Annotated in this window: 11 protein-coding genes; 5 read left to right on the forward strand and 6 right to left on the reverse strand. The window is 72.2% G+C overall.

The window, feature by feature from the left end; all coding sequences use genetic code 11:
• Positions 1 to 4: 4 nt before the first annotated feature.
• On the reverse strand, positions 5 to 1,270 hold the full coding sequence (locus WMF43_RS30520; RefSeq protein WP_437670028.1) for an NAD(P)H-dependent flavin oxidoreductase: 1,266 nt from the start codon (positions 1,268 to 1,270) through the stop codon (positions 5 to 7).
• Positions 1,271 to 1,433: 163 nt separating this feature from the next.
• Here WMF43_RS30520 and WMF43_RS30525 point away from each other — a divergent pair, with 163 nt between their 5' ends.
• Positions 1,434 to 2,228: an iron-containing redox enzyme family protein gene (locus WMF43_RS30525; RefSeq protein ID WP_437670030.1), complete on the forward strand. Its 795-nt coding sequence runs from the start codon at positions 1,434 to 1,436 to the stop codon at positions 2,226 to 2,228.
• A 499-nt stretch (positions 2,229 to 2,727) separates the two neighbouring features.
• Here WMF43_RS30525 and WMF43_RS30530 read toward each other — a convergent pair whose 3' ends face one another.
• The 5 genes from WMF43_RS30530 to WMF43_RS30550 all read right to left on the reverse strand — a co-directional run bounded on the left by WMF43_RS30530 (position 2,728) and on the right by WMF43_RS30550 (position 9,734).
• On the reverse strand, positions 2,728 to 3,678 hold the full coding sequence (locus WMF43_RS30530; protein WP_437670032.1) for an OmpA family protein: 951 nt from the start codon (positions 3,676 to 3,678) through the stop codon (positions 2,728 to 2,730).
• 16 nt (positions 3,679 to 3,694) lie between these two features.
• Positions 3,695 to 4,039, reverse strand: a complete 345-nt coding sequence (locus tag WMF43_RS30535; RefSeq protein ID WP_437670034.1) for a DUF4398 domain-containing protein — start codon at positions 4,037 to 4,039, stop codon at positions 3,695 to 3,697.
• Between the two features lie 110 nt (positions 4,040 to 4,149).
• A complete protein-coding gene (locus WMF43_RS30540) occupies positions 4,150 to 6,231 on the reverse strand; it encodes a DEAD/DEAH box helicase (protein ID WP_437670036.1) in 2,082 nt (693 codons plus the stop codon).
• 232 nt (positions 6,232 to 6,463) lie between these two features.
• Positions 6,464 to 8,398, reverse strand: coding sequence for a glycoside hydrolase family 9 protein (locus WMF43_RS30545; protein ID WP_437670038.1), 1,935 nt, complete (start codon positions 8,396 to 8,398; stop codon positions 6,464 to 6,466).
• A 436-nt stretch (positions 8,399 to 8,834) separates the two neighbouring features.
• Positions 8,835 to 9,734 (reverse strand): 1,4-dihydroxy-2-naphthoyl-CoA synthase, encoded by a 900-nt coding sequence (locus WMF43_RS30550; RefSeq protein WP_437670040.1) that lies wholly within the window; start codon positions 9,732 to 9,734, stop codon positions 8,835 to 8,837.
• Between the two features lie 135 nt (positions 9,735 to 9,869).
• Here WMF43_RS30550 and WMF43_RS30555 point away from each other — a divergent pair, with 135 nt between their 5' ends.
• From WMF43_RS30555 to WMF43_RS30570, 4 genes are all read left to right on the forward strand, one after another.
• Positions 9,870 to 10,946 carry a fibrinogen-like YCDxxxxGGGW domain-containing protein gene (locus WMF43_RS30555; RefSeq protein ID WP_437670042.1) on the forward strand — a complete coding sequence of 359 codons (1,077 nt, stop codon included), beginning with the start codon at positions 9,870 to 9,872 and terminating at the stop codon, positions 10,944 to 10,946.
• A gap of 102 nt (positions 10,947 to 11,048) precedes the next feature.
• Positions 11,049 to 11,624 (forward strand): hypothetical protein, encoded by a 576-nt coding sequence (locus WMF43_RS30560; RefSeq protein WP_437670044.1) that lies wholly within the window; start codon positions 11,049 to 11,051, stop codon positions 11,622 to 11,624.
• A 14-nt stretch (positions 11,625 to 11,638) separates the two neighbouring features.
• Positions 11,639 to 12,286, forward strand: a complete 648-nt coding sequence (locus WMF43_RS30565) for a hypothetical protein (RefSeq protein WP_437670045.1) — start codon at positions 11,639 to 11,641, stop codon at positions 12,284 to 12,286.
• A 98-nt stretch (positions 12,287 to 12,384) separates the two neighbouring features.
• Complete coding sequence (locus WMF43_RS30570) at positions 12,385 to 14,406, forward strand: protein kinase domain-containing protein (protein ID WP_437670047.1); 2,022 nt, start codon at positions 12,385 to 12,387, stop codon at positions 14,404 to 14,406.
• Positions 14,407 to 14,424: the final 18 nt, after the last annotated feature.

A 14,424-nucleotide genomic window follows, 5' to 3' on the forward strand; every position in this document is an offset into this window, starting at 1 on the left:
AGCGTCAGGAGTCGTCGCCGCCGTCGCCCTCGTCGACGGCGGCCGAGGTCGTGCCGAAGATCCCGACGAGACGCAGGATCGACTGGGCCTCGTTCATCATCTCTGTCACGATCTCGGCCGCAGGCTTGATGCTCCGGACCGCGAGGACGCTCTCCGAGCCAGCGGGCATATCCATCTCTTCCAGGTCGGCCACCGTGTCCGGCGTGGGGATGGTCGCGCTGAACTTGGGCATCGCGTAAGGCACGTCGAGGACCCCGGGGAACAGCACGGTCGTGCCGATGGTGGCCGGCGGCGGCGGCGGGCTCGGGATCCTCGACTCCCTCCCGGCCCACTGCCTGACGACGCGGTTGCGCAGGACGCGCTGGCGCGCGTTCGGCCACTCCGGGCCGAAGAACGTCTGGAGCGCAGTGGCGTCGCGCCCCGCCGCGACCAGGCGCGCCTTGTAGTCGGGGTGGGCATACGCCTCCGTGGAGGCGACGAAGCGCGTCCCGGCGACGACCCCATCGGCGCCGTTCGCCAGCGCCCGGACGACGCTGGCCCCGTCGGCGATGCCCCCCGCCGCGAGGAGCAGCGGCGGCTTGACCTGCTTCTTGATGTCCTTGACGAGCTTGCTGGTGTCGATCGTGGCCCGCGCGTGGCCGCCGGCCTGGACCCCCTGCGCGATGATCCCGTCGATCCCGAGGGCCGCCGCCTGGCTCGCGGCCGTCACCGAGCCCACCTGGGCCCAGACCTTCGCGCCCGCCGCGTGGAGCGCGTCGACCCACGCGGCGTCCGGGAGGTTCCAGTGGAACACCACGAGCCGCACGCCCTCGGCGACGCAGACGTCGATATGCTCCTGCGTGGTGAGCGGCCCCGAGGTCGCGGTCTCGACGATGAAGTCCACGCCGAAGAGGTTCGAGGTGAGCGCCTTGATCGCCAGGATCCTCGCCTGCACCACCGAGGCGGGCTCGATCGCCGCGCCGAGGAGGCCGATGCCCCCGGCGTTCGAGACCGCCGCGACGAGCGGAGGCAGGCTGACGAACGCCATGCCGGCGCTGACGAGCGGGTACCGAACGCCGTAGTCCGCCGTCAGCTTGGTCGAGAGCGAGGGCGCGAGGGCGCTCGACCCTTCCGACAGCCCCTCATCGCCCTCGCCAGGCTCGCCCGCCCCGTCGCCCGGCGCGCAGCCGGCGCCGAGCGCGAGGGCGAGACCACCTAGCCCGAGGACGTCCAGAAACGTACGCCGATCGAGCCCCTGCACCACGTCCTTCGTCTTCTTCGTCGTGCTCATGCTGTACTCCCGCGCGACCTGAGCGGTCGGCAATTACCTGGCAACGGATTTCACTGTGAGACGTCCGCTGGTGAGCCGGACGCACACGATGACGGCACGTATTTTGCTGAATTTCCTGACGATCCCCGGCCACGCCATTGCCCCCCTTGGAGATGACCAGGCCATGAAAATCGTCCAGCAACACATCGCGCGACATCAGACGCGCTTTCACGACCATCCATTCTTTGCGCGCCTCGACAAGGATCCGCCCCTCGAGCAGCTCGCCCCGTTCCCGTTCTGCTTTACGTTCTTCGCGCTCACCTTCCAGGAGATCTTGCGCGCCTGCGACGAGCGGGTGACGGATCCGGACATCAAGCGCATGGTTCACCGCCACCGGCTGGAGGATGCCGGGCACGACCGCTGGTTCCTCGCCGACCTGGCGACGCTCGGCATCGAGCCGCCCACGGGGACGCAGCTGTTCGGCCCGCCTCACGACGCCGCTCGTCAGGCGAGCTTCGCCCTGATGTCCGAGGCGCTCGGCGCCCGCCACGACGCGTGTGTGCTCACGCTGCTCCTCGCGATCGAGTCGACTGGACACGTGTTCTTCGAGCGTATCGCGCGCTACATGGCGCGCATCGGCGAGACGCGCCGCCTGCGTTATTTCTCCCAGTCGCACCTCGACGTCGAGAAGGCGCACGACGTCTTCGATGAAGACACCGACGCTCAGCTCGAAGCGCTCGTCCTGGCTCCGGAGGTGCGGGACGAGGCGCTGCAGCTCGTCGACCGCTGCTACCGCGACCTCATCGCCATGTACGACGGCATCGAGGCGCAGATCGCGGCCCGCGCGGCGGGCGCCCCGTCGGTCCGATCCAGGCCTCGCCCGGCCATTGGCGCGGGGCGCCACATGTCGAGCGCGCCTCCCCCGCGGCCGTTCGCGCGACATGCTCTTCCTCTGGAGGTGGCGCGCCGCAGGCGATGACGTCCAGCCGGACGCCTGGCCATGGACGGCCAGACCTCGTGGTGTCTCAAAATGCCTCACTGAGCCGCGGTCTGGCTGGGGCGAAATGGCTCGCTCCAGAGATCACGAGACGTCCGGCGATGAGCCGCCGGGCGTGCAGCCACGGACGTCCGGAGGCGCTCGGCGGAGAGGAGGCATAAGCCGACCACGTCGTTCGAGCGACCAATGAAACGCCGAGGCGCCAAGGACGCCAAGGCGCCAAGAGAGCCAAGAGGACAAGACATCATCTTCTTCTCCTTGGCGCCCTTGGCGTCCTTGGCGCCTTGGCGGCTCGAGATTCTGCTCGTTTCAGTCGGATTCAGCCCGTCGGTCGCTCCAGGGCTAAACTGGCACGGCCGTGCTCACCAGGCGCGCACCTGCGCGACGTGAGCTCACGCGGCGGCGATGGGCCGGCGACGGCCGGCGGGTGACCCGACGCCGCGGGCCGACGCCGGGAGGCGCGCGGCCCGCGGGGCACGGTTCACTGCGCCGAGGTGGGGTTGACGATGATCTCGACGCGCCGGTTGTTCGCGCGGCCTTCCGGGCTCTTGTTGTCCGCGACGGGGCGGTCCGGGCCGTGGCCGACGGTCGCGATCTTGTCCGCGGGCAGCCCGACGCTGATGAGGTGCGCCTTCACCGAGTCCGCCCGGGCGAGCGAGAGCTTGCGGTTCGCGTCGGCGGAGCCGGTCGAGTCGGTGTGCCCCTCGATCCGCAAGGGCGGCGACCCCTGGTCCTTCAGCGTGGTCGCGATCTGGTTGAGCTTCTCCTTCGCGATCGGCAGGAGCTCGGACTTGCCGGAGGCGAAGAGCACCGCGCCGGAGAGCGTGATGACCACGCCGCGCTTCTCCTCCTTGACCGCCGCGACCTCCTTGAGGCTCGCGAGCGCCGCGTTCGCGACCCGCTCGGCCTCGCGCCGCGCGTCCTCGGCCTCCTTGCGGGCCTTCTCGGCCTCGGTGCGCGCGCTCTCGGCCTGGAGCCGCGCGCTCTCGGCCTGGGCGCGCGCCTGGCGCTCCCGCTCGATCTGCTGCTGGCCGGTCTGCAGCGCGTCCTTCGCGCTGGCGAGCTGCTGCTGCGAGAGCTCCTTGAAGTTGTTCTCGGCGGCCGCCTTGTCGCGCTGCGCCTGCTCGATGGCCGCGGCCGCCTCGGCCTCGCGCGCCTTCCGCTCGGCGACGTAGGCGAGATCCCGCGTCTGCTGGGACTCGGGGTCCTCGTTGAACGCCCCCTCGGCGCGGGAGAGCGCCTGCCGCGCGTTGTCGAGCTGGGCGGGCGCGAGGGTCGACGCGGGGCCCTGGTTCGCGCGCGAGTAGCTCGACCGCGCGTCGACGAGCTCCTTCGGGGGGAGCGCCGAGCTGCACCCGGACGCGGCCAGGAGCACGGCGGCGAGCCCGAGCGATCGGCCTGGGAACGACAGCATCATCAATCTGGAAGGCATCACCTCACCTCTCGCTTCACGGGGCCCCCGCCTGCTTCAGCTTCTCGACCTGCTTCAGCGCCTCCTGCGCCTCGGCCTGCGTGGCGCGCTGCTTGGCGAGCGCCAGCGCGAGCTCCGCGTCGGCCTGGGCGCGCAGGAGCAGGCGATGGGCGGCCTCGTTCTCCTCGTTCTGCATCAGCGCCTTCGCCTGATCGATCTGCTCGCGGGCGAGCTTCAGGTGGAGGGTGGCCTGAGGGTCGGACCGGGCGCCCACCTCATCCGCCGCGCGGAACGCGGCCTCGGAGGAGGCGAGCTGCTGGTTCGGCGGGGGCACGGTGCCGCCGCAGGCCGTGAGGGCGAGAGCGAGCAATCCCGCGAGCACGGCGGCCGGGCTCGCGAGACGGCGTCTGGCTGGCTTGTGGTTCGTGCTTCGGTTCACCCGACGTATGTACAACACGTCGAGGCGGACAAGAAATCAGGAAAGCCCTGGCTTTACGGGCATTCCCTTTCTGTAAATCGCGAGCGCGCGCTCGCGCGCCGCGCCGCCTCGCGCGGCGGCGCCGCGAAATCGCCCCCGGTCCCCGGCGGATCGAGCCGCATCGAGGTCGCGCGGACGATGCGGATCCGCGCGTCGCGCGCGTCGGGCCTGTTCACGGCGCGCGCGAACTCGGGCGCCGCGGGAGAGGCCACCTCGACGACCGACGCGGTGCTGCCGATCCGGATGGCGCCGATCTCCCGGCTCGACACGCCGCCGCGGCGGCACACGAGGGCGAGCAGGCGCCGGGGGTCGGCGCCGTGGCGCTCCCCCCAGTTCACCTGGAAGGGCACGAAGGGCAAACGCGGGGCGTGCTCCGGGTCGTCGCGGCGCATCCCGGGGCGGGCGTGCTCCGGGTCGCCGCGCCGCATCGCGGGGCGGGCGTGCTCCGGGTCGCCGCGCCGCATCCCGGGGCGGGCGTGCTCCGGGTCGCCACGCCGCATCCCGGGGCGGGCGTGCTCCGGGTCGCCGCGCCGCATCCCGGGGCGGGCGCGCGTCGGCTCGGCGCGCGGCGGGGCGACGACGGTGACCGGCTGCGGCGCGCAGGGGCCGGTGTGTTTCGCGCGGGCGAGGAGGGCCGCGACGAGCTCGGTCGCGTCCATGTCCGCGAGCAGACGCGCGGCGAGCTGCTTGAGCCGCGCCTCGGGCGCGCCCTCGCCGGCGCTCTTGACGCCCCCGCCAGCGCTCGCGGCGCTTGCGGCGCCCTCATGGCGCGCGGCGCGCTCGGCGCCCTCGCCGTCGCTCTCGGCGCCGCCCTCGCCGTCGCTCTCGGCACGCTCGGCGCCCTCGCCGGCGGCGCTCGCGGCGCGCTCGGCGCCCCGGCACGCGGCAAGCTCCGCGGCGAGCCGGTCGTCCGCGGCGCGCAGCACGTCGGCCGGCGACGGGACGGGCCGGAACACCGCGTCCACGCCCGCGCGCCGCAGCAGCCGCAGCGCGTGCTCGCGCGCGAACGGCGCGACGAGCAGCACGCTCGTCCCCTTGCGGCCCGCCCGCCCGGTGCGGCCGCTCCGGTGCGTGAAGATCTCCGGGTCGCCCGGGGGATCGGCGTGAATGACACGGCCGACCTCGGGCACGTCGATGCCGCGCGCCGCGACGTCGGTCGCGACGAGGGTGGTGATCGCACCGGAGCGGAACGCGTCGAGGGTGCGCGTCCTCTCCCGCTGCTCGAGGTCGCCGCTCAGGGCCCCCGCGGGCAGGCCGAGGGCGGTCAGCCTGTCCGCGAGCTCGGCGGCGCCCTCGCGGGTGCGCACGAAGACGAGCGTGCGTTCGCCCGGCGCGAGGAGCAGGAGGTTCACGATCGCCGCCTCGCGCTCCGCCGGCAGCACGAGGTGCGCGACGTGCGCGATGTCGCCGTTGGCGGCGCCGGGGCGCGTGCCCTCGACGCTCACCGCGCCCTGCTGGAAGCGGTCGGCGAGCGCGCGGACCTCGCGCGAGAAGGTCGCCGAGACGAGGTGGGTCCGGCGCTCGGCGGGCATCCGGCCGGCGATCGCCTCGAGCTCCTCGCGGAAGCCGAGATCGAGCATCTGATCCGCCTCGTCGAGGACGAGGGCGACGACGCCGCGCGGGTCGATCGTCCCGCGCTCCAGGTGGTCGAGCAGGCGGCCGGGCGTCCCGGCGATCACGAGGGGCTCGCGGCGCAGCGCGCGCGCCTCGGCGCCGAAGCTCGTGCCGCCGGTGACACACGCGACGCGCGCGCCGAGCGGCGAGAGCAGCCAGCTGAGCTCTCCGGCGATCTGCGCGGCGAGCTCGCGCGTCGGGGCGATGAGCACCGCGGCCGGCGCCGCCGTGGTCCGCGGCGCGCCGTCGGGCGCCGGCGCGGCCGCGCGCTCGGCGAGGGCGCGCTCCAGGGAGGGGGCGAGGGCGAGGCCGACGGCCACGGTCTTCCCCGAGCCGGTCTGCGACGAGATGCGGAGATCCCGGCCGGCGAGGTCGGGGCCGAGGACGGCCTGTTGAACGGGCGTGAGGGAGGTGAAGCCGCGGCGGGCAAGCGCGCCCGCGAGCGGCGCGGGCAAGGCGTCGAACGTCTGGTCTGGATTCATGAAAGCCGCGCAACCTAGCAGACCCCGCGCGGTTGTCGCGCGAGATCCGCGGGCTGCGCGGCCCTCGGGTTCTGGAGGGCCGCGAGCGGCCCTCGCGGTTCATGGAGGGCCGCGAGCGGCCCTCGCGGTTCATGGAGGGCCGCGAGCGGCCCTCGCGGTTCATGGAGGGCCGCGAGCGGCCCTCGCGGTTCATGGAGGGCCGCGAGCGGCCCTCGGGCTCAGCCGCCCAGGATCACTGGGACGACGCCTGGCCGCCCTTCTCGTCGAGCCAGGCCACCGTCCACGCGAGCGGGCTGTTCCAGTTGATCGTGATCTCGTTGAGCGACCACGCCTCGATGTGATCGATATAGCACTTCTGCGGCGCGCACTCCGGATCGACCGGCGGCGGATTTTCCCCCGCATCGTTCTGGGCGATCGGATCCTGCCGCGCGGTGTTCGGCCCGCCGGAGACGCACCCGGGCGGGGCGGCCGGATACTCCGTGCTGAGCTGGGCGGCCCAGAAGCGGTGGTGCGGATTCCGGAGCGGGTTCTCGCCGTAACCGGAGACGTAGGACTTGTCCATCGCGTTGCGGCCGAGGATGTAATCCGCGCCCGACGCCACGCCGTTGAAGTACTTCGCGTCCCCGGTGAAGTCGTGGGCGAGCGCCAGCACGATCATGTTGTTGAGCACGAACGAGTTGGAGCCCCAGGGGTATCCGTTCTCGTCCGCCCGGAAGGGCACCCGGTACCCCTCGGCGCCGATGACCTCGAGGTACTTGTCCGCGATGGCGACCAGCTTGGCCTTGGCCGCCTCGCTCTCCGCCGCCGTCGCCTCGGTCCCGGCCACGGCCAGCGAGATGGCGCCCAGCCCGTCGACCTGGCCCCACGTCATCGCGCTGAACGAGCCGCTCGCGCCGATGAGCGCCTCGGTGAAGTCCGAGGCCGCGAGCGCCTCCTTGTAGACGCTCTCGCCCGTGGTGATGAACAGCTCGGCGGCCGCCCAGTAGAACTCGTCGCTCGCGTCGCTGTCGGGGTAGCCGCCGCCGCCCTCGACCGCGCTCTCGTTCGGGAAGACCTCCGGGTTCGCCTCGGCCGCCGCCCACGCCCGCTCCGCGGCCGCGAGGCAACGCGCGGAGAAATCGGCGTCGATGCCGCGCCAGATGCGCGCGGCCTGGGCCGCGGTGGCGGCCAGGTTGAGCGTCGCCGGCGTGCTGACCGGGCGCAGCATGCGCGGCTGCGGGTCGTCGGCCGGCGCCAGCGGCAGGCCGGTCCACTTCTCGTCATGCACCTTGTGGTGCACCATGCCCGCCTTGGCGCGGCCTTCGGGCACCTGCATCTTGAGCATGAACTCGAGCTCCCAGCGCGCCTCGTCCAGCAGATCGGGGACCCCGTTGCTGTTCTCGGGGATCTTCATCTTGCCGTCGCCGAACGCCGCGGTGCTCCCGAACTTGGCGAAGCGCTCGTACTGGTTCAGCAGGGTCCAGACGGAGATACCGCCGTTCACCACGTACTTGCCGTGGTCGCCGGCGTCGTACCACCCGCCCGTGACGTCGAGCCCCGCGTAGTCGCACCCGACGTCCTCCGGGCAGGGCGCCTCCAGCGCCGGATCCGCGTGCCCCGCCGCGCGCGCGTACTCCTGGCCGACGTACTCCGCCAGGATCTCGATGCCCGAGCGGTTGTGGTAGAAGTACGCGAGCGCGTCGTACTTCATGGTCGAGTAGATGCCCGGGCCCACGTCGAACGGGTGGCTCGTCACCTCACCGACCCGCAGCTTGTAGCCCTGACCGACCGTGGAGAAAGCGCTGAAGTTGATGACGTGCACGTGCTCGCCGGAGCTCGCGTCGTCGCCCACGACGTGCGTCGCGCCGCTCAGGAGGACCGCGTCGTCCGCGCCGATGAGCTCCCACGCGTGCGGCTTGTCCGCGGCGGCCACGACCGTGGCGATCTTCTCCGCGGCCGGCAGGTAACCGACCTGGTTGACGCGGATCAGCTCGCTGCCCGACGGCGGGACCGTCTCGACCGGCGTGCCGCCGCCGCCGCCCTCGCCGACGTCGCCGCCGCCGCCGCCGTCGCCCGTCCCGGCGCCAGCGCCGCCGTTGCCGCCGTTGCCGCCGTTGCCGTCATCGCCGCAGCCGACCGCGCCGAGGCCCCCCACGAGCGCGAGGAGGAGCGAGCCCCCCAAAGACAACCACGACCGCTTCCAAGAAGCCGATCTAGAGGCACTACGCATTTAGTAAAGTCTCCAAACAAACTAAGGTTGACCGTCGAGCAACACTGACGATGCCGACAGTGCTTTTCAGCGGCGCTACATTCATTGGTGGGAAGGGAGATGTCAAGAGCAGAGCTGCATCCGCGTCGCGGGCAATCCCACGACTCGGTGAACTCGAGATCGCGCGGCGCGGCGCGGCGAGTCACGTCGCGTTATGTTCGACCACGGCGGAATTCTACAAAACCACCACCTGGGTAACGGCCGGTACCGCAGCGCCGCACATGCCTGCACGTCCCGGTTTCGTGGCTGTTTCTGCGTGTTCTCGCGCGCGGTGCGCCTCCGGGCGGGCCGCCGCGCGCCCACGGGACACGCGGCCTGTCGCCGCCTCCCGGCGTATCCTGTCCGTATCCAGTATTCAGTAGTGCCAGGGAAAACGCGTGAAGTCCGGACGACGCTTCTCCAGGAAGGCGTCCCGCCCCTCTCTGGCCTCGTCCGTGCCGTAGGCGAGCCGCGTCGCCTCGCCGGCGAACAGCTGCTGTCCGACGAGGCCCTCGTCGGGCAGGTTGAACCCGTACTTCAACATGCGCATCGCCGTCGGGCTCTTCGAGTTGATGATCGCCCCCCAGCGCAGCGCCTCCTCCTCGAGCTCGGCGTGGGGCACGACGGCGTTGACCATGCCCATCGCCGCGGCCTGCTCCGCCGTGTAATCGAGCCCGAGGAAGAAGATCTCGCGCGCCTTCTTCTGCCCGACCTGCCGCGCGAGCAGCGCCGAGCCATAACCGCTGTCGAAGCTCGCGACGTCCGGGTCCGTCTGCTTGAACATCGCGTGCTCGCGGCTCGCCAGGGTCATGTCGCAGACGACGTGGAGGCTGTGGCCGCCGCCGGCCGCCCAGCCGGGCACCACCGCGATGACCACCTTGGGCATGAACCGGATGAGCCGCTGCACCTCGAGGATGTGGAGCCGGCCGAGCCGCGCCGGATCCGCCTGGCCGGCGCTCTCGCCCTCGTACTTGTAGCCATCCTTGCCGCGGATGCGCTGGTCGCCGCCGGAGCAGAACGCCCACCCGCCGTCCTTCGGAGAGGGGCCGTTGCCGGTGATCAGCACGCAGCCGACATCCGAGGTCGTGCGCGCGTGCTCGAGCGCCGTGTACAGCTCATCGACGGTCTTGGGGCGAAACGCGTTGCGCACCTCCGGCCGGTTGAACGCGATACGCACGGTGCCCTGGTCCACGGCGCGGTGGTAGGTGAGGTCCTCGAACGAGAACCCGTCGACCTCACGCCAGCGCGCCGGGTTGAAGATTGCAGAGACGGTCATGGTCCACTCCTTTTCGCGCGGACCCTACCCGCCTCGCCGTAGGCTGGCAACCAGGGGGAGGCCGCGCGCACGAGGGCGGCGCGACCGCCGCCGCGCGGCCCGGCGACTGGTGTATAGAGGACCGGGCGCGTGTTCATGCCCACGGAGAGTCGCATGATGATGCTCGGGAAGGGTTCGATCGCGCGAGCCTGCTGCGCGGCCGTCGCGCTGCTCGCCGCCGCGCCGGCCTGCTCGACGAAGGTGCGGAGGTTCGGTGACGTCGGCGCCGGCGGCGGCGGCGGGGACAGCGCGACGGCGAGCGCCGGCGGCGGCGGCGCCGGCGGCGAAGGAGGCGGCGGGCGCGCGTGCGAGCCCGGCAGCCAGGACGCCTGTTACAGCGGGCCGCCGGACACGCTGAACCGCGGAGTCTGCCGGAGCGGCGTGAGGGCGTGCGACGGCGACGGGGTCGGCTACACCCCGTGCGCGGGCGAGGTGCTGCCCGCGGAGGAACGCTGCGACACCGCCGACGACGAGGACTGCGACGGCCTGGTCAACGAGGGGTGCCGCTACGCGAGGTGCGGCGACGTCCCACCCGGCTCGCCGAGCGGCGTGTACCTCCTCGATCTGGACGGGGCCGGACCATCGCCGGAGTTCCCCGTCCGCTGCGACCTGGAGACGGACGGCGGGGGGTGGGCGCTCGTCTACAACAGCGTCGGCTCCGACGAGGGGACGACGCTCCCGTTCTGGGCCATCCCGTTCGAGCAGCGGCTCGGGGTGAAGGGGGAGCCGTCGCTCGACGGGAACTTCTACCGCGGATCCCTATACTTCGTGGGCCGGGAGTACCGCGACGAGATCGTGGATCTCGAGGGGACCGCGATGGACGTCATGCGCGCCACCGCGGAAGGCATCGACTCGGCCACGATGAAGCTCGTGAGCCCGTCGCATGTCTCCGGGGACGCCGATATCTACTTTTCACACTTCTTCTCGGGGTGGTCGTCACCGGACTTCGACGGCGATCCTTACGAGGAGAGCTGCGCGGAGAGGTACCAGAACGTCACGCAGCACTACGCGCAGTGCTGGGCCTACAACCTCGGCGCAGACGGGGACGAGCCGCTCGACGACGGCGGCTGGGGTCCCCACCTCGCGGCGCACGTCGCCGAGCGTATTGGGCTCGCCGGCGACGGCTCGCGCCACACCCGCGTGCGGAGGATCTCCCGCTGGACGAGGTGGTGAGGCCGCTCTGCGCGTGACGGCGGCGGCGAGGAGACGAGGAGCCGAGGAATCTTCGCGGATTCCGTGACACCTCCGGCGCCGGTGCGCTATGCTGCCGCGGCCATGCGCTTTTATGCAATGATACTGCTCACCCTCTTCGCGGGCCTCGGCCTGGCGAGCTGCTGGAGAAGCGGCGCCTGCGTGGATGGGGATGCGTGCGAGTGCTCCGACGGCGACGACTGCTACCTCGGCTGTGATGGTGGCTTTTGCGACCAGCGTTGCTTCCAGATGGAGCACAGCTGCGGCGCCGTCTGCGACAACGGGTGTTCCTTCGAGTGCTTCGACGTGAGGGAGTGCTCGTCGTCCTGCGGCGACGAGTGCCAGCTCGACTGCCACAACACCACGTCGTGCGGCGCCTTCTGCGGCCGCGACTGCAGGTACGACTGCCACGACACCGACCGGTGCGGCGTCGTCGTCGGGTCGGGCAGCGTCGTGAGCTGCCGCAACACCACGACCTGCGTCATCGAGTGCGAGGGCTCGTGCGACGTGTCCTGCGCGGCCGTGAGCGAGTGCACCGTCGCCTGCGACGGCCCGTGCCAGGTGTCCTGCGAGTCCGTGGCCGGCTGCAACGTCACCTGCTCCGACGGCACCCCGGCGGAGACGTGCTCGGACACCCTGCGCGCGTGCGGTGGATGCTGAGGAGACCGAGACCAATGCAGAGAGCGACGACATCGCAGCTTCTCACGCCGCGCCGGCTGGCCGCGGCCCTCTCGTTCGCGGCGCTGACGATCGGATGGGTCGAGAGCGGCGCCGCGCAGATGACGATCCGCCGCCCGGGCGATCGCCCCGACTACAAGGTCGAGCTGGAGCCGCACCTGCTCGTGGCGCCGTTCGAGCCGGTCGGCCCCGGCGTCGGCTCCGGCGTCGGCGCCGGGTTCCGCGCCACCATCGATATCGTCCCCGACGGGTTCATCTCGCGCATCAACGACTCGGTCGGCCTCGGCTTCGGCCTCGACGCCCTCCACTACGGAGGCAACGGAGACTTCCGCGGGGAATGTACGAACTTCGAGCGCGGCCCGGCGGGCACGCAGATCTGCACGGAGGTCGACGCGTACGGGGACGCCACCGACTACGTGTTCGGCGAGGTCGTGATGCAGTGGAACTTCTGGCTCCACCGGCGCTGGTCCGTCTTCGGCGAGCCGGGGCTCTCGTTCTACCTCGGCGATCTGAGCCACCGCGGGTATTTCGGGGTCTCACCGGTCCTGTTCGCCGGCGGACGGTTCCACTTCACGGAGAACGTCACGCTGACGATGCGGCTCGGTTATCCCGCGTTCTCGCTGGGCGTATCGTTCCTTCTGTGAGGGGCGCCGCGCCGCCTCCCGGGGGCGCGCGGCGCCGCCTCCCGGGGGCGCGCCGCTCCTGTTTCCCGGGGCGCCGGCCGACCTGATATCCTGCGCGCATGCGGGAGACGCCTCGTTCCGAAGAGCCGCCGGGCTCGGCCGCCACCGACGATCCCAGGGCGAAGGGGCCCGGAGCGCCGGCCGAGCCTTCCATGGCGGAGCTCTCGAGCTCGGCGCTCGTGGAGGAGATCTCGTCGATCGAGGCCCTGGGCGCGCGCGGGAGCTCGCTCTCCGGGGGCGCGAGCGGAGACGTGCTGATCGGGAGCCTGATCTCCGGGCGCTACCGGGTCCACGAGCTCATCGGCGAGGGCGGGATGGGCGCCGTGTACCGCGGCGAGCAGGTGCACCTGCGCAAGCAGGTCGCGATCAAGCTGCTGCGGCCGGTCGCGCGGAGGATGCCGGAGCTCGTGGCGCGGTTCGAGCGGGAGGCCGTTGCGGGGGCGCACATCCGGCACCCGAACATCGTCGCGGTCATCGACTTCGGGCAGTTGGAGGACGCATCGTTCTTCCTCATCCTCGAGTACGTCGAGGGCACGCCGCTGCGGGACGTGATCGCGAGAGGGAGGCTCCCGCCCGGGCGGGCCCTGCGGATCGCGCGGCAGCTCGCGTCGGCGCTCGCGGCGACGCACGAGAAGGGCATCGTGCACCGCGACGTGAAGCCCCACAACGTGCTGATCGACGCGGACGATCAGGTCAAGCTCATCGACTTCGGGCTCGCGAAGGTCAATGTCGATCTCCTGGCGAGCACGGCCCGCAAGACGGCCGCGGGGCCGAGCCCGGCCCTCACCAGCGCGGGCGAGGTCTTCGGGACGCTCGCGTACCTCGCGCCGGAGGCGCTGCGCGGGATGGACGCGGTGGACGCGCGCGCGGATCTCTACGCGCTCGGGCTCGTGCTCTACGAGATGCTCACCGGGCAGCACCCGTTCGACGTGAAGAACGTGGTGGCGCGGCTCAAGGAGCAAGGGCCGTCGGGGCCGCCGGCGCTGAGCCTGCGGGCGCCGGACCTCCGGGTGCCCGCGGAGGTCGAGCAGGCGGTGGCGCGGCTGATCCAGCACGACCCGGCGCGCAGGTACACGACGGCGGCGGAGGCGGTCGCGGCCATCGATGCGGGGATCGCGGCGGTGGAGCGGGGGCAGGCGGCGCAGGGCGCGCAGGCGGCGCAGGGCGCGCAGGCGGCGCACGACGCGCAGGGCGCGCAGGTGGGGCAGGCGGCGCACGCCGCGCAGGTGGGGCAGGCGGCGCAGGGCGCGCAGACGGCGCCCCGAGGCAAGCCGTCGCCCGGCTGGAAGGGGCCGCGGGCGACGCTGCTCGCGCACGCGCACCGGCCGGCAGCGGCGTCGGGCCGCTGGGCGCTCCTCGCCGCCACGGCGATCGCGGCGCTCGCGCTCGGCGGCACGGCGGTATGGCTCGCCTTCCGGCGCCCCGCGACGACGGCGCCGGCGCCCGCAGCCGCCCCGGCGGAGCCCACACCCGCGACGAGTGAGCCGCCCCCGGCGGCCTCGGCAAACACACCGCCCGAGGAAGACGACCGCGGCGCCAGGGGGCTGCGCGCGCAGCTGAGCCGCGCCGTGGCAACCAGGAACTGGGTGCTCGGGGCACGATCGATGGTGGCGCTCGCGCAGGTCGACCCCGAGATGCTCCTGAGCAAGGGCCTGCGCGAAGAGGTCCTCTCCATCGTGGCAGGCATCGGGTTCGAGGAAGACCACGAGGCGGCTGACGAGGTGTTCGAGCTGCTCACGAGCGGGCTCGGCAGCGGAGGGCTCGACGTGCTGCTGGACGTGGTGCGCGCGCGCGGAGGCACGAAGGCGGCGCGGCGCGCGAGCGAGATCCTCGCGCAACCCGAGGTGATGGCGCGCGCGACGCCGGCGCTCCGCGTGACGTTCGCGTTCCGCAGGGCGACGTGCAGCGGGAAAAGGGCGCTGTTCGGGCGCGCGGCGGCCGAAGGAGATGAACGAACGCTGTTTGAGCTCCAGGTTCTGCACGGGGCGAGGTGCAGGAGGAGAGCGGATCCGTGCTGCTTTAGGGAGGACAAGGCGATCGCGGAGGCGATTCAGCAGCTGAAGGCGAGGCTCGGGACGTAGGGAGACGAGAGACGGAGG

The sequence above is a fragment of the Sorangium sp. So ce131 genome (genome assembly GCF_051519095.1).
Classification (GTDB): Bacteria; Myxococcota_A; Polyangia; order Polyangiales; family Polyangiaceae; genus Sorangium.